At 53.3% G+C, this 22,417-nt stretch carries 16 protein-coding genes; 9 read left to right on the forward strand and 7 right to left on the reverse strand.

Features of this window, described 5'->3' with window-relative positions:
* The first annotated feature begins 46 nt into the window (after positions 1–46).
* Both H1A11_RS06020 and H1A11_RS06025 read left to right on the forward strand, forming a co-directional pair.
* The gene (locus tag H1A11_RS06020; RefSeq protein WP_005829355.1) at positions 47–1,579 is read left to right on the forward strand and encodes an acyl-CoA carboxylase subunit beta; all 1,533 of its coding nucleotides are present in this window, start codon (positions 47–49) and stop codon (positions 1,577–1,579) included.
* Positions 1,580–1,706: 127 nt separating this feature from the next.
* Positions 1,707–3,392, forward strand: a complete 1,686-nt coding sequence (locus tag H1A11_RS06025) for a putative transporter (protein WP_009038541.1) — start codon at positions 1,707–1,709, stop codon at positions 3,390–3,392.
* A gap of 95 nt (positions 3,393–3,487) precedes the next feature.
* Here the strand turns inward: H1A11_RS06025 and H1A11_RS06030 are convergent, their stop codons facing one another.
* Both H1A11_RS06030 and H1A11_RS06035 read right to left on the reverse strand, forming a co-directional pair.
* The gene (locus H1A11_RS06030) at positions 3,488–4,228 is read right to left on the reverse strand and encodes a nucleotidyltransferase family protein (RefSeq protein WP_034523164.1); all 741 of its coding nucleotides are present in this window, start codon (positions 4,226–4,228) and stop codon (positions 3,488–3,490) included.
* 25 nt (positions 4,229–4,253) lie between these two features.
* A complete protein-coding gene (locus tag H1A11_RS06035) occupies positions 4,254–5,684 on the reverse strand; it encodes an RNase adapter RapZ (RefSeq protein ID WP_008663434.1) in 1,431 nt (476 codons plus the stop codon).
* Positions 5,685–5,869: 185 nt separating this feature from the next.
* On the opposite strand from H1A11_RS06035, the gene H1A11_RS06040 reads away from it, so the two are divergent.
* The gene (locus tag H1A11_RS06040; RefSeq protein WP_181757891.1) at positions 5,870–7,258 is read left to right on the forward strand and encodes a cobyrinate a,c-diamide synthase; all 1,389 of its coding nucleotides are present in this window, start codon (positions 5,870–5,872) and stop codon (positions 7,256–7,258) included.
* Positions 7,259–7,399: 141 nt separating this feature from the next.
* A complete protein-coding gene (locus tag H1A11_RS06045) occupies positions 7,400–7,969 on the forward strand; it encodes a cob(I)yrinic acid a,c-diamide adenosyltransferase (RefSeq protein WP_022401002.1) in 570 nt (189 codons plus the stop codon).
* Between the two features lie 31 nt (positions 7,970–8,000).
* Here the strand turns inward: H1A11_RS06045 and pncB are convergent, their stop codons facing one another.
* From pncB to H1A11_RS06065, 4 genes are all read right to left on the reverse strand, one after another.
* The gene (gene pncB / locus H1A11_RS06050; RefSeq protein ID WP_005829296.1) at positions 8,001–9,185 is read right to left on the reverse strand and encodes a nicotinate phosphoribosyltransferase; all 1,185 of its coding nucleotides are present in this window, start codon (positions 9,183–9,185) and stop codon (positions 8,001–8,003) included.
* Between the two features lie 240 nt (positions 9,186–9,425).
* On the reverse strand, positions 9,426–11,816 hold the full coding sequence (locus H1A11_RS06055) for an ABC transporter permease (protein WP_181757892.1): 2,391 nt from the start codon (positions 11,814–11,816) through the stop codon (positions 9,426–9,428).
* Positions 11,813–12,808, reverse strand: a complete 996-nt coding sequence (locus H1A11_RS06060; protein WP_117599549.1) for an HlyD family secretion protein — start codon at positions 12,806–12,808, stop codon at positions 11,813–11,815. The genes H1A11_RS06055 and H1A11_RS06060 overlap by 4 nt, the downstream gene beginning before the upstream one ends.
* A 12-nt stretch (positions 12,809–12,820) precedes the next feature.
* On the reverse strand, positions 12,821–14,248 hold the full coding sequence (locus H1A11_RS06065) for a TolC family protein (RefSeq protein ID WP_117599550.1): 1,428 nt from the start codon (positions 14,246–14,248) through the stop codon (positions 12,821–12,823).
* A gap of 177 nt (positions 14,249–14,425) precedes the next feature.
* On the opposite strand from H1A11_RS06065, the gene H1A11_RS06070 reads away from it, so the two are divergent.
* The 5 genes from H1A11_RS06070 (at position 14,426) to H1A11_RS06090 (ending at position 21,889) form a co-directional block, all read left to right on the forward strand.
* Positions 14,426–15,943: a cobyric acid synthase gene (locus H1A11_RS06070; protein WP_181757893.1), complete on the forward strand. Its 1,518-nt coding sequence runs from the start codon at positions 14,426–14,428 to the stop codon at positions 15,941–15,943.
* A complete protein-coding gene (locus H1A11_RS06075; RefSeq protein WP_057258550.1) occupies positions 15,936–16,970 on the forward strand; it encodes a threonine-phosphate decarboxylase in 1,035 nt (344 codons plus the stop codon). The genes H1A11_RS06070 and H1A11_RS06075 overlap by 8 nt, the downstream gene beginning before the upstream one ends.
* Positions 16,971–16,973: 3 nt before the next feature.
* Positions 16,974–17,942, forward strand: coding sequence for an adenosylcobinamide-phosphate synthase CbiB (gene cbiB, locus H1A11_RS06080; RefSeq protein ID WP_057087668.1), 969 nt, complete (start codon positions 16,974–16,976; stop codon positions 17,940–17,942).
* A 108-nt stretch (positions 17,943–18,050) separates the two neighbouring features.
* Positions 18,051–19,931: an ATP-binding protein gene (locus tag H1A11_RS06085; protein WP_119961920.1), complete on the forward strand. Its 1,881-nt coding sequence runs from the start codon at positions 18,051–18,053 to the stop codon at positions 19,929–19,931.
* Positions 19,928–21,889 carry a sensor histidine kinase KdpD gene (locus H1A11_RS06090; RefSeq protein ID WP_119961921.1) on the forward strand — a complete coding sequence of 654 codons (1,962 nt, stop codon included), beginning with the start codon at positions 19,928–19,930 and terminating at the stop codon, positions 21,887–21,889. The genes H1A11_RS06085 and H1A11_RS06090 overlap by 4 nt, the downstream gene beginning before the upstream one ends.
* Here H1A11_RS06090 and cobC read toward each other — a convergent pair.
* Positions 21,870–22,409 (reverse strand): alpha-ribazole phosphatase, encoded by a 540-nt coding sequence (gene cobC, locus H1A11_RS06095; protein ID WP_117878124.1) that lies wholly within the window; start codon positions 22,407–22,409, stop codon positions 21,870–21,872. The genes H1A11_RS06090 and cobC overlap by 20 nt on opposite strands.
* Positions 22,410–22,417 lie beyond the last annotated feature (8 nt).

Consider the following 22,417-nt stretch of genomic DNA (forward strand, 5'->3'; position numbering starts at 1 on the left):
CGCATTCAGTCCGTATATTATAAATCACTAAATTGTAAATGCAAATATGAACAGAGAAGAAATATATCGCCAGTTTGAGGAACTGGACAAACGTGCCTCGCTGGGTGGGGGCGTAGACAAGATAGAGAAACAACACGCCTCCGGCCGCATGACTGCCCGCGAACGTATTGACATGCTGCTGGACAAAGGCTCGTTCAATGAGCTGGACAAGTTCGTGAACCACCGTTGCACCAACTTCGGCATGGAGAAGAAACAGATTGCCGGAGACGGCATGGTGTCCGGTTACGGAAAGATAGACGGCCGCCTTGTATTTGTCTATGCCTACGACTTCACGGCGCATGGCGGTTCGCTCAGCGAGACGAATGCCGCAAAGATTGTAAAGGTGCAGCAGCTTGCCCTGAAGAACGGTGCTCCCGTCATTGCCCTCAACGATTCGGGCGGCGCACGCATCCAGGAAGGTGTGAACAGCTTGGCAGGCTATGCCTCCATCTTCTATCAGAACACCATTGCGTCGGGTGTCATTCCGCAGATATCCGCCATTCTGGGTCCGTGTGCCGGTGGGGCATGCTACTCTCCGGCGCTCACCGACTTTATCTTCATGGTAAAGGAGCAGAGCCACATGTTCATCACCGGTCCGGACGTGGTAAAGACCGTGACCCACGAGGAGGTGGACAAGGAGGAACTGGGCGGTGCCTATACGCATAGCAGCAAGAGCGGCGTTACCCACTTCATGTGCAATACGGAGGAGGAGACACTGATGAGCATCCGCGAGCTGCTGAGCTTCCTGCCGTCCAACAATATGGAGGATGCTCCCTTCACTCCCTGCTCCGACGATATCCATCGCCGGGTAGAGGCGCTTCAGACCGTCATTCCTGAGGACCCGAACATGCCCTATGACATCAAGGATATTATAGAACCGGTGCTGGACAACCAGTACTTCTTCGAAGTGATGCCTCACTTTGCCAAGAACGTCGTTATCGGTTTCGGTCGTCTGAACGGGCGTTCGGTAGGTATCGTGGCAAACCAACCTGCCTATTTGGCGGGTGTGCTCGATATTGATGCCAGCGACAAGGCGGCACGTTTCATTCGTTTCTGCGACTGCTTCAACATCCCGCTGATAACCTTCGAAGATGTTCCCGGCTTCTTGCCCGGAACGATGCAGGAGCACAACGGCATCATCCGCCACGGCGCCAAGATTGTCTATGCCTATGCCGAGGCCACCGTGCCCAAGATAACGCTGATTACCCGCAAGGCATACGGCGGCGCCTACATCGTGATGTCCAGCAAACCGACGGGTGCCGACGTGAACCTGGCTTATCCGCAGGCGGAAATCGCCGTGATGGGTGCCGAGGGTGCGGTGAACATCCTCTACCGTAAGTCCTCTGCCGAAGAGAAGCAGGAGATTATCAAGGAGTACGAAAGCAAGTTCTCCAACCCTTACCGCGCTGCCGAGCGTGGCCTCATAGACGAGGTCATCATGCCGCGCGATACCCGCTACAAGCTAGTGCAGGCATTGGAGATGGCGCACAACAAGAATCAGAGCAATCCACCGAAAAAGCACGGCAACATGCCTTTATAATAGTAGTTATTTTTTATGTGTGAAATGCGTATCCCCGGAGAAGTGATTTCTGTGGGGATACACTTTTTAAATAGAGAATTAAGAATTAAACAATAAGGCTGAAAAGTAAAAACTAAAGATAGAAACTATGGAACTATTAAGAAACCTCTTTGAGGGTTATCCCAACCTTTGGGGCGGAGGAGTGGCACACTCTGTCCTAATTCTGTCCCTGGTCATCACCTTCGGTATCATGCTGGGCAAGTTGAAAGTGGCGGGTATCTCGCTGGGTGTCACCTGGATTTTGTTTGTGGGCATTGTCTTCGGACATTTCGACATGAACCTCGACGAACATCTGCTGCACTTCCTGAAGGAGTTCGGCTTGATACTGTTTGTCTATTCCATCGGTCTGCAAGTAGGACCGGGATTCTTCTCCGCTTTCAAGAAGGGTGGACTTACGCTGAACATGGTAGCAATGCTTTCCGTCTTCCTCAGCGTGGTTATCACCATTGTATTGCACTTTGCCACCGGAATTCCCATTACTACGATGGTGGGTATCTTGTCCGGAGCCGTGACCAATACCCCCGGTCTGGGTGCTGCCCAGCAGGCAAACAGTGACCTCAACGGGGTGGATGCTCCGGAAATCGCACTCGGATATGCCGTTGCCTATCCGCTGGGTGTGGTGGGCTGCATCCTGGCGCTGCTAGCCTTGAAGATTTTCATGCGGATTAACACCCAAAAAGAAGAGGAGGATGCCGAGCACGGGCTGGGTCATCTGCAGGAGCTGACCGTGCGTCCCATATCGGTAGAGATACGCAATGAGGCAATAGACGGCAAGCGGATCAGAGATGTGAAACCATTGTTGAACCGTGCGTTTGTCATCTCCCGCATCCGGCACACCGGCAGTCAGGAAACAGAACTGGCGAATGCCGATACGGTGCTGCACATGCAGGATGAAATTCTGTTCATTGCCAACCCGAAAGATGTGGAGGCCATTGTTGCCTTCTTCGGAAGAAAAATTTCGGTGGAGTGGGAACGGGAGGACAAGAACTTGATTTCACGCCGCATCCTCATCACCAAGCCGGAACTGAACGGCAAGTCTCTGTCTCAGCTCAAGATACGTAACAACTTCGGTGCCTGCATCACTCGTATCAACCGTTCGGGCGTGGACCTGGTGGCAACTCCCCACTTGCAGTTGCAGATGGGAGACCGTGTGACGATTGTAGGCAGTGAGCTTGCCGTGAGCCATGCGGAGAAGGTATTGGGAAACTCGCTGAAGCGTCTCAACCATCCAAACTTGATTCCTATCTTCCTGGGTATTGCCCTGGGATGTATCTTGGGCAGTCTGCCGTTCATGTTCCCCGGCATTCCCCAACCCGTGAAACTGGGACTGGCCGGTGGACCGTTGGTGGTTTCCATCCTCATCAGCCGTTTCGGGCCTCAATATAAGCTGATAACCTACACGACGATGAGTGCCAATCTGATGATACGCGAAATCGGTATCGCCTTGTTCCTGGCCTGCGTGGGGTTGGGTGCAGGAAAGGGATTCATCGATACCATTATCTACGAAGGCGGCTATGTGTGGATTGGCTATGGGGCCATCATCACGGTCGTTCCGTTGCTGGTGACAGGATTCATGGGGCGCTATTTCTGGAAGCTGAACTACTATACGCTGATAGGTGTGCTGTCCGGAGCTAACACCAATCCACCTGCATTGGCCTATTCCTCGGACTTGACATCCTGCGATGCCCCTGCGGTGGGATATGCCACGGTCTATCCGCTGGCTATGTTCCTGCGGGTGCTGACGGCTCAGTTGCTGATACTGGCACTGGCGTAGTTTCACCATAGATAATCTATGGTACATAGGTTGATTTGATAACAAGTAATGTAAAGAGAGCTAACAAGTAATGTTAGGCTGCTTTACATTACTTGTTATTTTTGTTTGTAGTATTCCTCCGCTTGTGCCAGTGTCTCCGGTTTGCCGATGTCGAACCAGCGGAATCCTTGCAGCGGATAGCCTTGTATGTGCACCTTTGTGCAGGCGGACAAGTAGAAAGGAATGATGGAGAACTTGCCGTCCCACTGCCCATCGTCCATCAGGCGGAAGAGGGAGGGGGAGATGACATGGATTCCTCCGAAGGCGAGTTCCCGGTACTTCGTTTCCCGGTAGTCGAAGCCTGCCGGTTTCACCTCTCCGGTGGACTTGTTTATCCAGCCGTGCAGGTGGTAGTCGTCGTCAAAAAGGAGATAGCGGGAAGTCTTGCGCTCGCTCACAAGCAGGGTAGACTCCGCATCGCTCTCCAGATGGTGGCGGTAGAGACCTGCAAGGTCAATATCCGTCAGAATATCCGCGTTGTGCACCAGAAAAGGTTCTTGTCCGTCCAGAAAGGGGCGTGCCTTTTTGATGCCTCCTCCGGTGTCGAGCAGCATGCCGCGTTCGTCGCTGATGTGAATCTCCGTGCCGAAGTTGTCGTGGGCACGGAGGAAGTCGATAATCTGCTCCCCGAAGTGGTGGATATTGACCATTATCTCGTTGAATCCTGCTTCCTTCAACCGCAGTATCACCCGTTCCAGCATGGGCTTTCCTGCTACGGGAACGAGGGCCTTGGGCATGTGGTCCGTCAAGGGGCGCAACCGGGTGCCCAGGCCGGCGGCGAAAATCATGGCTTTCATATTGGCATATTCTCACATTAGCACATTAAACTTTGGCCTTAAACGTCTGTTCAATATTCTGTTCTCTATGTATCAGGTTCACTTGCACGCCGAACTTCTTGTGCAGATGTTCCGCCAGGTGTTGTGCCGAATATACGGAGCGGTGCTGTCCGCCGGTGCAGCCGAAGCAGACAGACAGATTGGTGAAGCCGCGTTCCATGTAGCGCTTCACGGAAGCGTCGACAAGGGCGTAGGCATGCTCCAGGAATACGGCTATCTCGCCGTCGTCTTCCAGGAAGCGGATAACGGGTTCGTCCAGTCCCGTGAAGGGTTTGTAACGCTCGTACTTGCCGGGGTTGTTCACAGCGCGGCAGTCAAAGACGAAACCTCCTCCGTTGCCCGTGGAATCTTCGGGGATACCTTTTTTGTAGGCAAAGCTGGTGACTTTCACCACGAGGCGGCGCTTTTGCAGGTCGTCTGTAAACTGTTTCAGCTCGGTAAGTTCGCGCAGAATCCGGCAGAGGTAGGGATATTCGGGATAAGGCTCTTGGAGCAGCTGGCGCAGGTTCTCGATGGCGAAGGGGACACTTTGTATGAAGTGGGGCTTCTTCTCGAAGTAACCGCGGAAACCATAGGCACCCAGCACCTGCATGGTGCGGAACAATACGAAGTGGCGAAGCTGGGCATAGAAATAAGCCTCGTCCACGGGCTGGTACTTGCGCAGGGCGTCGATGTATTCCTTCAGCAACTCTTGGCGCAGGCTGTCGGGATAGTTTGCTTTGGCTTGCCACAAGAAGGAGGCTACGTCGTAGTAAACCGGACCTTTGCGTCCGCCCTGGAAGTCGATGAGCCACGGCTCGCCGTCCTTTATCATAACGTTACGGCTCTGGAAGTCGCGGTACATGAAGGTGGCGGAGCTGCTACGGAGCAACACGTCTGCCATCTTCTGGAAGTCGTCCTCCAGCCGGTCTTCCTGAAAGTCCATCCCCGTAGCCTTGAGGAAGCAGTATTTAAAGTAGTTCAGGTCCCACAGAATGCTGCGGCTGTTGAACTCTGCCTGCGGGTAGCAGTAGGAGAAGTCCATGCCGTCGGCTCCGGCAAACTGCACGGCGGGCAGCAGACGGATGGTCTTGCGCAGTAACTGCTTCTCATCCTCGCCGAATACGCTGGTCTTGCGGCCTTTCTCGATGGCATTGAATAGGAGCGAGTCGCCCAGGTCTTCTTGCAGATAATAGATATCATCTTCGGAGCGGATGAACACTTGCGGTACGGGCAGTCCTTTCTGGCGGAAATGTTCTGCCATGTAGAGGAAGGCGCGGTTCTCCTCCACAGACTCTCCGCTGACGCCGATAAGTGTAGGACTTCCGATGAGGCGGAAGTAACGGCGGTTGGAGCCGGAGGAGGGGAGTTCGTCAATCTGTTCCGGTTCGTGTCCGGTATGTGCGATGTAGAGTTTCTTAAGTTCTTCGGTTATCATGGTGGTATGTTTTATTTTGGCAGCTAAGATAAAACTTTTGTCGGAGATATGCTTATCTTTGCACGTTGAAAATGTGCTAATGTGCCAATATGCCAATGTGCCAATGACCTGCGGCATGGGGAAGTAGCGCAAGTATAGCGCAGCCGATTAGCACATTGGTACATTAAATCATTAGCACATTAATTATGCGTTCCATCTCTCAGTTTCTCATAGCCGCCCCTACATCGGGCAGTGGAAAGACCACCGTCAGTCGTGGACTGATGGCATTGTTTGTGAAGAAAGGTCTGAAGGTGCAGCCTTTCAAGTGCGGTCCCGATTATATAGATACTAAGTATCACGAGGCGGTATGCGGCCGTCCTTCCGTCAATCTGGATACTTTCATGGCATCTCAGGAGCACGTAAGCAGTCTGTATGCACGCTATTCGGCGGATGCGGATGTTGCCGTGGTCGAGGGGATGATGGGGATGTACGACGGGTACGACCGCGACCGGGGCTCGTCGGCAGAAGTGGCACGGCTCTTGGGTATTCCTGTGGTGCTGGTGGTTGATGCCAAGTCGGCTGCCTATTCCATGGCTCCTTTGTTGTCGGGGTTCATCAATTTCCGTCCGGATATACGTATTGCGGGAGTTATCTTCAATCGTGTCGGCTCGCTCCGCCACTACCGGATGCTGCAGGAGGTCTGTGAAGACTTGAACGTGACTTGTCTGGGCTATCTGCCCAAGCAGAAGGAACTGGAGCAGGAGTCACGCCATCTGGGGCTGGATTTCAGCCGTTCTAAGGAGACGGAGGGGCTGGACATGCTGGTAGGCTTGCTGGAGGAACATGTGGACTGGGAACTGCTGCTCTCGACAACCGGGCTTCCATTGCCTGCGGCGGCTGTGGAGGAGAAGCCGATACTATCAGAGCCGGGGAAGCTGCATATCTCGGTAGCGCGCAACGAAGAGTCCTTTTCCTTCCTCTATGCGGAACATCTGGATATTCTGCGCCGTATGGGCACGGTCACTTTCTTCAATCCGGAGCAGGACCGGGCTGTTCCGCAAGAGACGGATTTGCTCTATCTGCCCGGCGGCTATCCCGAGAACCGTCTGGAGGAACTTGCCGGGGCAAGGCTTGCCAGGGAGTCTATCCGCAGCTATATAGAGGCCGGTGGCAGGACGCTGGCGGAATGCGGGGGGATGATATATCTTTCGCAGTCCGTTCTTTCTGATGGGGATACGGACGGGGGAAGTGCCGGGAGCTGTGTAGGCAATATTGGAAATGAGATGGTAGGAGTATTGCCTTTCAGCATTACGAACGAGCGTAAACGCAGGAAACTGACATTGGGATACCGCCGGTTCGACTATAACGGATGGCGGCTTAAAGGACACGAATTCCATTATACGCAGTTTGCCGTGCCCGAAACTGATGGAAAAGAAGGTGGTGCGTGCAGTCTTCCTCCCTCGATAGCGCAGGTTTACAATGCCAAAGGAGAGAAGGTAACCACTCCCGTCTTTCGCTATAAGAACCTGATAGCCAGTTATACGCATCTGTATTGGGGCGAGGTGGATGTGATGGCTTTGTTCGGTGAACTCTAAAATAGCGCATTGATATTTTATGTAATTTCGTTTGTGTTCTTGAAATAGTGGAGTATCTTTGTTTTCATTTAAATATATTATGAAACTGAATACTTATCGCTTGTCTTCTTTGGAAGACCCTACTGATTTATCAAATAGAGTATGAAAAGAGTCTATACCAAAACTGGAGACAAAGGAACAACGGGTATTCATGGTGGCGCGCGTGTGCCGAAAGATGACATCCGTATCGAGGCAAACGGATGCCTTGATGAATTGAATGCCGTGATTGGTATCGTGCGCTCCATGCTGGCGGCAGAAGATGGATGGCAGGAGTTGCTGCATGCTGTCCAGCGGGAACTGATGGTGGTGATGAGCCATGTGGCCACTCCCTCGGGAGTGGTGAACCCTAATCCGCTTTCTGCCGCAGAGCTCACGCTGCGCTGTGAGCAGGAGATGGATGCCATGACCGTCCTGCTGACGGACAACGGCTACTTCCTTTTGCCTGGTGGCACTCCCATATCAGCCCAACTGCAGTTTGCCCGTACCGTGGCCCGCCGTGCCGAACGCCGTTTGTGGACACTCCATCGCCAAGACCCCGTGAACGAGGATATTCTGCGCTTCATCAACCGCCTTTCGGACTTGTTCTTCGTCATGGCCCGCATGGAGATGCAGCGGCAGGACTGGCCGGAGGAGAAATGGCAAGAGTTTGCCTACAAAAGGAAAAGACAGTAAGCACTTATCGCTAACCGCCGGGAAGCTGTTTTCAGCATAGGGGTTCTATTTGCTGTCCGAGCCTTAAATCATACAGACATGCCCGTACTTCCGCTTCGCTGCCGATATGCTTTCCTGCATCGTCGGACAGCTTCACGCATTCGCGCCATTCCTGGTTGACGTTCATCTTGCATTGCGTCAGTTTCATTACGATGTTGGAGGGCTTGAATCCGGTATCATTCGTCAGATTGGTGCCGATGCCGAAGGAGCAGCGGATTTTGCCCCTGCAATGCTCCTGGATGTCGAGTGCCTTGCCAAAATCGAGCGCATTGCTGAAGACGATGGTTTTAGTGGTAGGGTCGATGCCCAGTTCGCGGTAGCGGGCAACGAGCTTGTCGGTGAAATCGAATTCATCGCCGGAGTCGCAGCGTACACCGTCGAATAGTTTGGCCTGCTTGCGGCTCAGGTTACTTAAGAAAATGCCGGAGGTATAGGTATCGGACAGTGCGATGCCCAAGTCACCGTCGTACACGTTCACCCAGTTTTCCAAGGCCATGTAGTTGGCGTGTTTGTAGCCGAACTGTGCGCCGTGGAACATGAACCATTCATGCGGATGCGTCCCCATAGGCTTCATGCCGTATTTCATGGCGAAGTGGCAGTTGGAAGTCCCGGTACAGTATTCGGCGGCTTCCTTCAGACGGTCTATGACTTTGTCCTGTACCTCGAACGAGAAGCGTCTCCGGGTGCCGAACTCCGAAAAATACAGCTGGTGTCGGTTGGAGAGTGCCACCTTTTCGGACAGTTTGCAGAGTATGCCGTCCATGTCGGCCACGTTTCCCAAAGAACGGTTCTTTATTTCGGATACGATGGAAAGCAGGGGGACTTCGTAAAGGGTGGCCTTGTACAGATAGTCCGTGATTTCAATGTTCAGGTGCCGGTCCTCGTCCAGATGGATGCTTACCTTCTCCGGCTGGAAGCGGAAGGAGGAGAGCCACTCCCAATAGACCCTCGGCAGGAAACGGCAGTGGCGGGTCATGTATTCCAGCTCTTCGGCAGTAAGTACGGTCTGTGCCAGGCTGTCCACCGCCTCTTGCAGTTCCTTCAGAAACGTGTCCGTATAGGCGGTGTCGTCTCTGTCCTTGAAGCTGAAAGTGCCCATGGCATAGGGAAACAATTTGATGTAGGCATACGAGGTGGTGAATTTGTAAAGGTCTGTATCGAGTATGGTATGAATCATGGCAAAATATTCTTTAGTTATGATGTTCGATTTTGGGGATGAAGATAGTGAAAATTTCTTATTTGACCAGCCTCTATCTGTTAACAACGGCATATTCCTATTAAACCATGTTATAAATGAGACCGTCATGGACAGAAATTTTGGATATTTCGGGGAAGTCCGTACATTTGCAATGTGTTTTTCATAGTATTAGATTTAAGGTTAACAAAAGATTGGCTGTCTGGGATAGATAGCCTTTTTTTATGCCTTCACTTTTCCTTTTCCGTAGAGGTGGCGTGTAGTGCAGAGCGCCAAAGTTCCATAGACCAATACTTGTATCCACATCGTCAGCATCTGCGGCCATACGTCGGCCAGCGTTCCACCCATTGAATTCAGTTTTACAAAAGCAAGTACGGCAGGACCTGCCGGAAACAGATAGTGGGCTGTCTGCCAATACCACGGCATCAGCTCCAGCGGATAGGACACGCCCGAAAGGAAGATATAGCCCACAGAGAAGAAGGCTATCATCAGCAACGGCGCTTCGGAGTCTGTAAACCAGCGGGAGACGGCCAGGGCAAGGAAACTCGTGCCCAGCAGGAAGGGTATCATCATTGTGACGATGTCTCCTCCGCTGCCGATGTGTGGGATGCTGAACAGGTGCGGCAACAGTCCCAGCAGGAATAGGGAAAACACCACGTAGAGCATGAAGTATACGAAGGTCCTGCCTCCGACAATCCGTAATGTATCCTTCAATGAGTCGGCACGCATCAGCCGTATTCCTTTTCTTCGGGCTTCCGCTTCCTCGCCCGTCAGCATGGCAATCACCATCAGCATCGTCTGGAAGATGATGACAATTAGGACGGCGGGAATCAGATAGGAACCGTAGCCCTCTGTATAGTTGTAGAGCGCCGTGCCGGACACGCTGACGGGAGCGGACGAAGCCACTGCCAGCAGTCCTTGCGGAGGTAGGAATACGGTGCCCTCCATGCGGTGGGCATCGTTCACGGCAAGCATGACGCGCGCACTGGATTCTTGCAGTCCTTTGAAGTTGAGGAAAGCGTCCGTGGCGGCATAGAGTACGAAGACCGAAGTCTCGCCCCGTGCCACACGTGCCTCGAAGTCGGCAGGCAGGTAAAGGATGCCTGCCACGTCGCCCTGCTTCATCCATTGGCGGGCTTCGAGGATGTTGGGTGTCTGGCCGTAGACGGCGGTCTGGGGAGTGGCGTCGAGCAGTCGGATGTATTCGCGGCTGAGGGCGGAGTGGGAGAGGTCTACCACTGCGACGGGAGCCTTGCGCACTAGGTTGGGGGCGTACATGTAGTTGTAGAGCAGTCCGTAGAGGAAGATACCGCCTGCCAGCACGAGCAGGATGGCGGGATTGGTGGCGATGGCATGCCACTCGTGGCGGATGACAGAAGCTGTTGACAATGCGGTAGGTGGGCAAGGTGATGGGGAGGCGGAGATTGCTTCTTCCCTTATCTCTTTTTTTATCCACCATTTCAGCAATGGCAGTATCAGCAGTGCTGCCAATAGGAAGATGAAGAGTGTAGCTACCGACTGCCAGAAGTAGGCAAACCCTGCATCGAAGTAAATCATGGCTTGTGCCGCCTCCGTGAAGTGCCGCACGGGGAAGAGGTAGGAGGCCGCATGCACGGGCGCATACATGGCTGTAACGGGAAACGTGACTCCGGACAGCGTAGCCCCCAACGACCCCACCATGGATACTACACTGATGATATAGGCAATCTTGGGAAAGACAGAATAGATAAAGACCGCCAATGCCTGGGTAGCGATGATGAAGAGCACGGTCATTGCATTCATCAGCCACAGACTGCCAGCGAAGGGGATATGTAGCGGGCCGAACAGTACATAGTTTGCCAGGATACCGATGGACGAGAAGATGAGGGTATAGGGCAGCAGTTTCCCTGCTACGGCAGTGAGGATATTGCCTCGTGCCGTCTCCAGCCATTCGCCGACGCTGCCGAATTTCAGTTCGCTGCCTATGGAGTAGACGGTGGTGAGCAGGATGAGTATCTGGAACAGTACGAAAAAGAAAGGCTGGCTCAGGTAGATGGAGTAGTCCATGTCCGGATTGTAGAGGGGATGGGTACTGGCTTCTACGGGGAGCAGAAAGGTCTGTATCTGTTCTCCGCTTACTCCCAGTGCTTCGGCCTGCATCACGATGGGCGAGAGCGCCACGGGGGCAAGCGTATTCTCGAACGCCGCCATCAGCTCGCTGCCTACCGAGAGGAGGGCATAGTGGTAATAATAGGTGAGCGTTGCGCCAGCTCCCGTCACCGCCTTCTGTTCGAAGCGGGGCGGGATGACGAGGTAGCCGTATATGTCCTTCTGTTGCAATGCCCGGCGGGCGTCGGCTTCGTCGGTGAAGTGCTCCGTCACACGGAAGGTGGGGGCGGCAGAGATGCGTCGGGAGATATTGCGCGAAGTGGCAGTGTTGTCCAGGTCGACGATACCCACGGGAATGTTCTCCATCTGTCCGTTTCCAAAGATGGTGGCCATGAAGAACAGACAGAGTAAGGGTAGCACGACGCAGACGCCGAGGTATAGACGGCGGGAGGTCATGCGGTGCCATTCGCGACGGATAACCATGCGGAGCGCTTTCATTGCGTAGCCAAATTCTTTATCTTTCATTTTTTATTCTTCATTTTTAAGAGTACGGACATCCCCGGTCTCAATCCCTCTACCTGCTGTGTGGGACGTGCGTGTATCTCGAACGTCTGCATGTCATAGCTGCCCGTCTGTTTGGTGGATTTCCAGGTGGCGAAGCTGCCCAGCGGACTGATGTAATAGATGCGGAATTCAATGTCCTTGCCGTCGATGGCGGGGACATCGGCACGGAAAGTGCCTCCTATCTTGAATTGCGGCATCAGGTCCTCGCGTATGTTCAGTACCACGTGTGCATCGTCCATCACGACGAGGCTCATGATGGGAGTTCCGGGAGCCACCAGTTCTCCGCGTTTGGGGAAGATGGTGGCTATCTGGCCGTCTTCGGGAGCGGTGAGACGGGAGTCGACGAGGAGGGAGGAGACTTCATCGACGGTGCTTCGCGCCGCTTCCACCAGGCTGCGGGCCGAGGCGCGGTCCTCGCTCTGCGCTCCGTCTACGGCCATCTGGTATTGCTCGTAGGCGGCACGTTCGGCGGCTTGGGCAGCTTTGTACATGGCTTCCACCTCGTCACGCCGCTGGGAGGTGACGACACTGTCCTTATAAAGCGTTACAATGCGCTGGTAAGTGGTCTTGGCGAGGGCAAGGTCGCTCTGCGTCTTGTTCCAGAGTTGCCGGGCGGTGGCCACAATCTGGCGGCGGGTGCCGGCGTCTATCTTCTTGTTCTGCTCCTGGGCCACCTGCTCCAGGGCATTCACCTGGCGGTATTTGGCTTCGATGGTGGGGCTGTTGATGACGACAAGCGTATCGCCTGCCTTCACCCAGTCGCCCTCTTGTACGAGGAAGGAGTCCACACGTCCGGGCAGCTTTCCGCTGATACGTATTTCCGTTGCTTCCACTTGTCCTTGCAGGACCAGGGGCTGCCGGTTCATGAGTAACATGCCGGCAAGCGAAATGATGACCGTTGCGGCCAGGATAATGACGAATGCAATGCTGATGCTTTTATTATTGATTTTCATAAAGGGTAGGTTTTAATAAGTTGTCTCGAAATATTTCTCGAACCGTTCCGGCGTTCCGCAGATAGCCAGCAGGTTCATCAGTGCCACATCATATTCGTAGTAGGCTGCCAGACGCGCCACGCGGACGGTTGCCAGCATCGTTTCCGCATCTACGACCTCGGTACTGGTTGCCATGCCTTCGGCAAAGGATTTCTTGCGGATTCGCACCAGCTCTTCGCTCAGCTCGATGGTGGTATTCAAGGCGCGTACGTTGTCTTGTGCCTTTTGCAGTTGGGTGTAGAGCTTGTCGATGCCTACGCTCAGGTCTTCTTTGGCTTTTTCTTGTCCCAGGGCAAGGGTCTGCTGGGCTATCTTCGACTGGCGGATGCGCTTCTCACGTGCCAGTCCGTCGAACAGGTTCCAGGTGAATCCCACGCCTACGATGGTGCGAGGGAGAAGATTGCTTTGTATGCCGTGGGCATAGAGGGTCTGCTTGCCGAATACGGCGATGTCCGGCAGGTAGCCGCTCTGGTCGATGCGGAGCTGCTGGCGGGCAATCTGTGACTGCAGTTGCAGTTGGTTCACGGTGTAGTTCTCCACCCGCATGGCTTGCAGGAACTCCTCTTTGGCGGGTAGTTGGTCGTTGATGAAAAGCTCCGAGGTAGGATGGATGCTGCATGTGTCTTGCAGGTTGAGCAGGGTGCGTAGGGCACTTTGCACGACGGAGGCCTCCTTCCGGGCAGCCTCCAGTGAGCGGGAGGCTTCGTCCATATTCACTTGGGCAAAGAGCCGGCCTGCCTTGTCTATCATGCCGGCAGCTTCCAGTTTAAGGGCATTCTGGTAATGGCGTTGCAGGCTGTTGTAAGTCTCCTGCCGCACGCGTACCACTTCTTGGGCAAGTTTCAGCCCGAAGTAGCTTTCTGCCAGCAGGGTGCGTTGCGTGGCATCGGTCTGTCCCCGGTTTTCGCGGGCGATGTCTATCATGGTGTTGCCTATCTTCGAGGCCCGGATGCGTTTGCCGCCGGAGAATACGACCCATTCGGCGGTCAGGCCGACGGAAGTCAGGTTGCGTGGAGCCAGTGGAAAGGCAAGGGTATGGGAGCCTATCTGGTCGAGTATGCTGCTGATGAATTGGTCGTCCGGCACGATGTTGTGCACAAAGTCCTTTGCCGGGTCGGTGAACTGAGAAAGGGGCTGTTTTACCTCTATCTTTTCGGAAAGATGCACGAACGTACCGGCACCTTGCAGGGAGGGGTACCAGAGGGCATTCAGTTTGTCACGTTCCGCACGGGCGGCTTCAATTCCCTTGTCAGCTATTTTCAGGCTGCGGTTGCCGTTTTGCATCTGTCTTAGGGCATCACCGAAGCTAAGGGGAAGGGAGGTTTGTGCGGCCACTCCACCGATGGCAAGCAGCATGCAGGCAGCAGCCGGAAAAAATCTCCGGCATAATAGATTATTCATAAGTTCGTTCGGTTTAGGGGTTCTTGTTTCTCTAAACAAGAGGAGGTGGGAATTGTTCAGTAGTCATCTTTTTGAATAGAACGTTACAAATATAACGAATAGTTTCCGAAGATATGTCTTATGAATGGGAGAGATATTCGGATTTGCACTATCTTTGCATTCGCTAAAATGGAATTTATGGAGAAACTTCATCCGATTATGTTTGCCGGGACGGGCAGTGATGTGGGAAAGAGCATCATTGCTGCCGCCTTCTGCCGCATCTTCAAGCAGGACGGCTATCAGCCCGCACCGTTCAAGGCACAGAATATGGCGCTCAATTCATTTGCCACTCCCGAAGGGCTGGAGATAGGCCGTGCCCAGGCTGTGCAGGCAGAAGCCGCCGGAGTGCCTTGCCACACGGACATGAATCCGCTGCTGCTGAAACCGCAGTCGGACCACACCTCGCAGGTTGTCCTCAACGGGCGTCCTATCGGCAACCGCAATGCTTATGAGTATTTCCGCAAGGAAGGACGCGACGAGCTGCGCCGGGAGGTTTGTGCTGCCTACGACCGCCTTGCCGCTCGCTATAATCCCGTTGTGCTGGAAGGCGCGGGAAGCATCTCCGAAATCAATCTGCGGGATACCGACCTTGTCAATCTGCCGATGGCCCTACATGCCGGAGCCGATGTAATCCTTGTGGGGGACATTGACCGTGGTGGTGTGTTTGCCAGTGTCTATGGTTCGCTGATGTTGCTTCGTCCCCATGAGCGGGAACGCATTAAAGGAATTCTTATCAACAAGTTCCGGGGGGATATACGTCTCTTCGAGTCGGGCATTACGATGCTGGAGGAGCTTTGCGGCATTCCCGTTGTCGGGGTAGTACCTTACTACCGTGATATCTACATTGAAGAAGAAGACTCCGTGGCGCTTGCCGCAAAGTCTGTCCGTGCCGAGAAGGGAAAGGTGAACATCGCCGTCATTCTGCTGCGCCACCTCAGTAACTTCACCGATTTTAATGTCCTGGAACGTGACCCGCGCGTACATCTCTTCTATACCAACAATGTGGATGAGTTGGCAAAGGCCGACGTCATCCTGCTGCCCGGTTCCAAGAGCACGCTTGATGATCTTTACGAATTGCGCCGTAACGGTGTGGCGGCTGCCATCATCCGTGCCCATCGTGAAGGTGCCACCGTGATGGGTATCTGCGGCGGCTATCAGATGATGGGGCAGGAGGTGCTCGACCCTGAGCATGTGGAGGGGGACATCGAACGCCTGCCCGGACTGGGGCTGTTGCCCATCAGTACCCGCATGTCGGGAGAGAAGGTGACCCGCCAGGTGAAGTTCGGTCTGTGCAATCCCCATTCTCCATCTTCCACTCTCCATTCTCCATTCATGCAGGGCTATGAAATCCATATGGGAGTGACCACCCCTGTGGAAGGTACTCCCGATTCTCCCTTGAATCTTCTGGAGAACGGCTCTACCGATGGTTACTACGTGGACTCCACCTGCATGGGGACTTATATTCATGGCATTCTCGACAATCCGGAATTCATAGATTTCCTGCTTGCGCCTTTTGCAGACAAACTGTCCGGGAATGCCGGCGCTTTCGATTACCATACATTCAAAGAAGAACAATACGATAGGCTTGCCGAGCACGTGCGCCGCCACGTCAACCTGCCGCTTATCTACCAAATATTGACAAAGAACCATGATTGAAGGACACGGAGACGATTCCTATAAATACAGCCGTCCCATTACGGCAAACTTCAGCTCGAACGTTTACAGCAGGGTAGACCTCTCTGCCTTGAAGGCGCATCTGTGTGCCCGGATTGACGGCATCGGCAACTATCCCGAACCGGAGCCTTACACGCTTGAGGCCTGCCTTGCCCGCCGCCACCGTCTTCCTGCCGAGGCAGTGTGCGTGACGAACGGAGCTACCGAAGCCATTTATCTCACCGCGCAGACTTTCCGCGGGACAAACACCGCCATTGTGCAGCCCACTTTCAGTGAATATGCCGATGCCTGCCGCATGCACGGCCATCGGGTCACTTCCCTCTATCGGCTTCCTGCGGAGAGCGAGGGGTATCGCTTGCCGGAAGAGGTGCGCATGCTGTGGCTGTGCAATCCCAACAACCCTACTGGAACGGTCGTGGAGAAGGAATATCTGGCAACACTTATCAGTCATAATCCGCAGGTATGTTTCGTCATCGACCAGTCTTACGAGTTTTTCACCTTGCGTCCGCTTTTCTCTGCTGCCGAGGCGGCGGAATTTCCCAACGTTCTGCTGCTGCACTCCATGACCAAGCGTTATGCCGTTCCCGGTCTGCGACTGGGATATGTCACCGGCGCTCCCCACCTGCTGCATCGCCTGCGTACCAACCGTATGCCCTGGTCGGTCAACCAGCTTGCCATTGAGGCGGGACTCCATCTGTTGGAACATGATGTTCCCAATCCGCTGGATGTGGCGTCTTACTTGCAAGAGGCTGCCCGCCTGCGCAGTGCGCTCGAGGCATTGGGAGGACTGGAAGTATGGGCCACCGAAACCCATTTCATGCTGGTGTGCCTCCGTATGGGTAGGGCTTCCGCCTTGAAAGACTATCTGGCAGGGGAGCATGGCATCTTGATTCGGGACGCCTCCAACTTCGACGGACTGAATGAACACTTCTTCCGCATAGCCGCCCAGAGCCGGGAGGAGAATGACAGGCTTGTAAAAGCAATAGGACAATGGCTTGAGGAGGAATAACCGATGGAAGAAGATGTACTTATACTTTTGGGTGTCGCCTTCAACTTGAACCTGCCGCTTCTCACTGCCTGGCTGCTCGACCACTGGCTGGGCGACCCGGCGTGGCTACCCCATCCGGTGGTGGCTTTCGGTAAAGCCATTTCTTTCTGTGAGCACCGGTTGAACCGGGGCGATTCGCGTTTCCTGAAAGGTGCGTTTGTGGCGGTGTCTCTTGTCTTGGGGGTATATGTCATTACGCTTTTGTTGCTCCGCTTGGCGGCACTCTTTTCTCCGGGCATGCTTCTGACGGTGCAAATATTGCTGATATTCTATTGCTTGGCGGGCACTACGCTGGTTCGCGAGGTGCGTATGGTGTTCAAGGCGGTGGACCGTTCCTTGGAGGAAGGGAGGATGCAAGTGGCACGTATCGTAGGGCGTGATACGTCTGCGCTCTCGGCGCAGGAAGTACGAACCGCTGCATTGGAGACATTGGCGGAGAATCTGAGCGATGGGGTGGTTGCTCCCTTGTTCTGGTATCTGCTGTTGGGAGTTCCGGGCATGCTTGCCTATAAGATGGTGAACACGCTGGATTCCATGGTCGGCTACAAGAATGAACGCTATCGTCGGTTCGGCTGTTTTGCTGCCCGTTTGGATGATGTTGCCAATTATATTCCCGCCCGTCTGACAGCCTTTCTGATGGTACTGGTTTCCGGTCGCCTTTCCTTGTTTGCTTTTGTGGGCAGATATGGCAGCCAGCATGCCAGTCCCAATTCCGGTTATCCGGAAGCCGCCCTTGCCGGTATTCTGGACTGCCGTTTCGGAGGTCCGCACAACTATTTCGGCGAGGAGGTATGGAAACCTTATATCGGTTCTAATGAACGGCCTCTGAAGACGGAAGATATGCGTGTGGCTGTCCGCATCAACCGGCGTGTGGAGTGGTGGATGGTGGTTGCCGTAATAGTGACATCGACCTTGGCTTCCTTTTGTTTTTAAAATGTTGTTATTTTAACTGATTCTTTGTCCGTTCCAAAAAGATATAATATCTTTGCAAGACCGCGTTGCATTAAAAATGTAACTTTTAAAGCAGACAAAGTCTTATAAATGAGGATAAAGCAACTATATATATTCCTTTTCTTTATTTGGTTCGGGAGCACAATAATTGCATCGGCAACAGATAAAGCGGATTCTTGGACTAAAGAAAAGGAAAGTATAGTCCATGAGGTCATCTCCACTTTTCACAACAGCCTCGGTTTCGACTATCTGACCCGGGAGGAGTGTGACTCGCTGAATGCCGACGGCCTTTTGTCCCAATTGGATGAATCCCAGCGCTATTACACCTATTTCGAACTGGAAAGGATACTTATAAAATCCTCCCTTTTCCGTGGAGAAATCCGTATGGCCATTGCCCAGAGCGACCAGATGTACTCCAAAGCCCGCGCGCTTGCCTACCCCTTCGGCAATGCCCTGGCGCTGAATGCCATGGGAGAGGTGTACAGCTATACCGGCAGGCTTCGGGAAGCCGGTGCCGCTTACGAAGAGTCTTTGAGACTGCTGGATGGGATGGACGGGGAGGATGTGCATATCCGCATGCTACTGGTGGAACTGATAGATTATAACCTGCGCATACGGAATGTAAACGGTGCCTCGCGTTATCTTGCACGTCTGAACCTCTATCCGGAAGACCGGCTTTCTCCGCTGGAGCTGGCCATGCGTCACATCTCCAATGCTTCCTGCCAATTATTCAAGGGTGACTTGAAGGCCGCCAGCCATCATCTGGTACAGATAGGCCAGCTTGAAGCGCAACTGATTCCGGAGATACGGCAATACCTTCTGATTATAGATGCCCGTTATCTGGTGGCCACCGGAGAGCATGAGGCAGCCTTGACCGCCTACAATGATTTCCTTCAAACCGAATATGCCCGGATAAACCATAACATCTACAAGGAAGCTCTGCTCGAAAAGGCGGATTTACTGGTGAAGATGGGGAACAAGGAAGAAGCCTACGGACAGTACGGCAAGGTCTTTTCGTATATCAAGACTTCGTTCGAGAAGAACTATCCCAAGGAGATAGACCGGCTCTGTACCCGTTTCCAGGCCGACCAACTGGCCTACCAGAACGAACGCGACCGCATTGTATCCATGCGTTTCTATCTGGCAGGCATCATTGTGTCCGTACTGTTTCTGATATTCCTCCTGGTGTTGGGCTGGAAGAAGATATTCCGTTTGAAGCGTTCCCAGATGCGGCAGGAGGCGATGAAGGAGAAAGCGGTGCAAGCCATACAACGGAAGAATATGTTTCTTTCGAACATGAGCCATGAGGTACGTACGCCGCTGAATGCCATTGTCGGATTCTCGGCGGTACTGACGGATGAGGACGAGTCATTCGATGACGAATCGCGCCGGGAATTCTCCGAAATTATCAAGGTGAATTCCTTTCAGTTGCTGAAACTTATCAATGACATTCTGGATTTCTCGGATTTCGAGAATGACAATATAACCTTCAACATCCGCACGCATGATGCCGTGAAGTTGTGTAATGAGGTCGTGGAGACCGTGATGGCCTCGCGCAAGCTGGAGGTTGAAATGCGTTTTGACACGGATTTGTCCGTCCTGATGCTGGATACGGACGATGCGCGCCTCCGCCAAGTCTTGATAAACCTGCTGGTGAATGCCGCCAAGTTTACGGAACAAGGCTCCATCGTGCTGGAACTGAAGATGGCTGATGCCGGTACGGCACTTTTCTCCGTGACGGATACCGGATGCGGCATTCCACCGGAGAAGCAGCACTTGATTTTTGAACGCTTTGAAAAGCTGAATGATTTTGTGCAGGGAAGCGGACTGGGTCTTTCCATCTGCCAACTGATTGTGAAATATATGAACGGCAAGCTGTGGGTGGACAGTGGGTATACCCGTGGCGCGCGTTTCTGTTTTACGCATCCTTTGAAGTATAATCCCGCATTACACGGAGGAACGGCGCAATGAAACGAATACTGATTCTCATCCATGTTTTGTTTTGCGGATATATCTGTCCGCTGCTGGCAGAAGACACGGGGGCTGTCCGGTATCAGGACAGCATCCTGAAGGTTGCCGATGCCCTGCCGGCCACCCTTGTCCGGCTGACGTATCTCCGTGACATGGCCTACAAGCACCAGTATGCTCCCTATAACATGACTTTTTCCACCCGTCTGTACGAGGAGGCGCGGCGGCAGAAGAACGCTTTCTATGAGAATATGGGCGCTTACTATCTGGCGGCATGTTATGACAAGAAACACGACCCGGACAGTCTGTCGTATTGGGTGGATGTGCTGAAGGATTTTGTCTCCCAGGTAGGCACTTACGATTATTATCTGGAGCAGAAGGCTGCCATCAGCCGCGCCCTGGCTTCCAAGAGACAGATAGAGAAAGCGGTGTATGTGGCTAAGGAGACGTTGGAGGAATCAAAACTCCGCCATAGCAATAACGGGATGATAGCGGCGTATAACAGTCTGGGGTGTGCCTACGGAGTGTCCAGCCGCCCGAATGAGGCACTGGACGCTTTCTTGGAGGCTTACCGGAATTTCTCTCCCCAGACAAAGACCAGCCTGAAAGTGGATATACTGTCGCGTATTGCCCAGGTATACGGCAATGGCGGTAAAGACAGCCTGAAGCTGCCCTATTTGCATGAAATGGACATGACGTTGCAGACGGTTATTTCCAAAGAACCCGAGACAAGGAAAAACTGGAGCAATTTCGAGATTGACTGCGAAGTGAAGTATATCCTGCACTACATGAACCGGAAGAACTTTACAGTGGCGCACGAGCATATCGAGAAAGTAAAGAAACTGCTTGAACCGCATGTAGATCCCGTCTTCTGGCTGAATGTCCAGTTGATACAGCTTCAATACTATGCCAAGACCGATGAGTATGACAAAAGCATCGCATTGATAGACGAGGTGACCCCTACGGTACTGAACAACTACGTTTCCACCTTTGCCACTTTGATAAACTACAAGGCGAGTACGCAATATGACAAGGGGGACATTGACGGGGCCATCGAGACCCGGCGCTACCTCATACGCAAGCAGGATTCGCTGAACAATGCCTTCTCGGCCAACCAGTTGAAGCAGGTGAAGGAGATTTACCACATTGACGAGCTGTTGTTGGAGAAGCAGAAGATTCAGGACATGAATTACCGTATAGGATTTATATTCCTGGGCGTCTGCCTGCTGCTGATGCTGCTTTTCTACTTGTATACGCGCTATGTCTCCGGAAAGATTGCTGTCGTAGAGAAGAAGACGGCTGAAGCCGCTTTGCAGGCAGAGACGGACAACATCGCGAAGGAACGTCTGAAATCGGAAATCAGCCATGATATACGTACTCCGCTGAATGTGGTGGTGGGCTTTGCCGAATTGCTGACCGGAAAGGAGGAGCTGGATAAGGAGACTAAGAGGGAATACGGGCAGATGATTCAGACCAATGCGGAAAGTCTGCTGAATTATGTCAACAGCATTCTGGAGTTGTCCCGCTTGGAGTCCGGCAAGATTCAGTATGAGGACGAGGAGTGTGACATTATTCAGTTGTGCAGTGAGGTGCTGGATAAAGTGAACGGCCGTGAGGAGAGCACTGTGTCTGTCAGCCTGCAGACCGACCTCAAGGAACAGCTTGCGAGGACAGACCGAAGGTGGTTCGATACATTGCTTGTCAGCATGCTGACTCCGTCAGAGAATGACACTGCCCGTTATGAGGCGATTATCCGCATCAGACGGGACCGCACTAGGTCGGCCCTCTATTTCGACGTGGTCAACGCCCCGTTTGCAAAGGTACATTTTGAGAATAAAACGAGCTTGATTCGCCATGAAATCAATGCCCATTTTATTCATTATTTTGGAGGTATCTACAAGGTGCAAACCGAAGCGGAGGAAGGCCCTACTATTTCGTTCACTATTCCTTGTCGAGATTGATGCGGACGATGCCGCCGTAGGGCGTCAATGCGTCGAAGGCTTCTTCGGCTTTGAGGATTCCGGCATAGAGTTGCGCGCAGATTAATACGCCGCCATGTGCGAAGATGGCAACGCGTGTATAGGGCTTCTTCCTCAACTCGTCCAGAAACTGGCCGACACGTCGGTATTGCATGGCAAAGGACTCTCCACCGGTAGCTGCCACGTTCATGTAGTCGGCATACCATTCCTGCAGGCGTGGGTCTTCATTCTGCTCGAACGGCTTCATCTCCCAGTCGCCAAAGTTGATTTCCATAATCCGTTTGTCCCGTTCTGCATCGGGATAGCCGCAATAGGTGGCGAGGCGCACGCAGCGGGTCAGGGGACTGGTGTAGACGTGGTCGAACGGAAGGTATGCCTTCAGGTTTTCTGCTGTCACGGCGGCTTCCGCTTCAAACGTGGGTTTCAGGGGAACATCGGTCTGTCCGTAGCATACGCCCGGAGGAACATCTACCGAAGTGTGTCGAATGAGTATTACTTCCATCTTTAATT

This window comes from Bacteroides sp. CACC 737, assembly GCF_013874375.1.
GTDB lineage: Bacteria > Bacteroidota > Bacteroidia > Bacteroidales > Bacteroidaceae > Bacteroides > Bacteroides uniformis.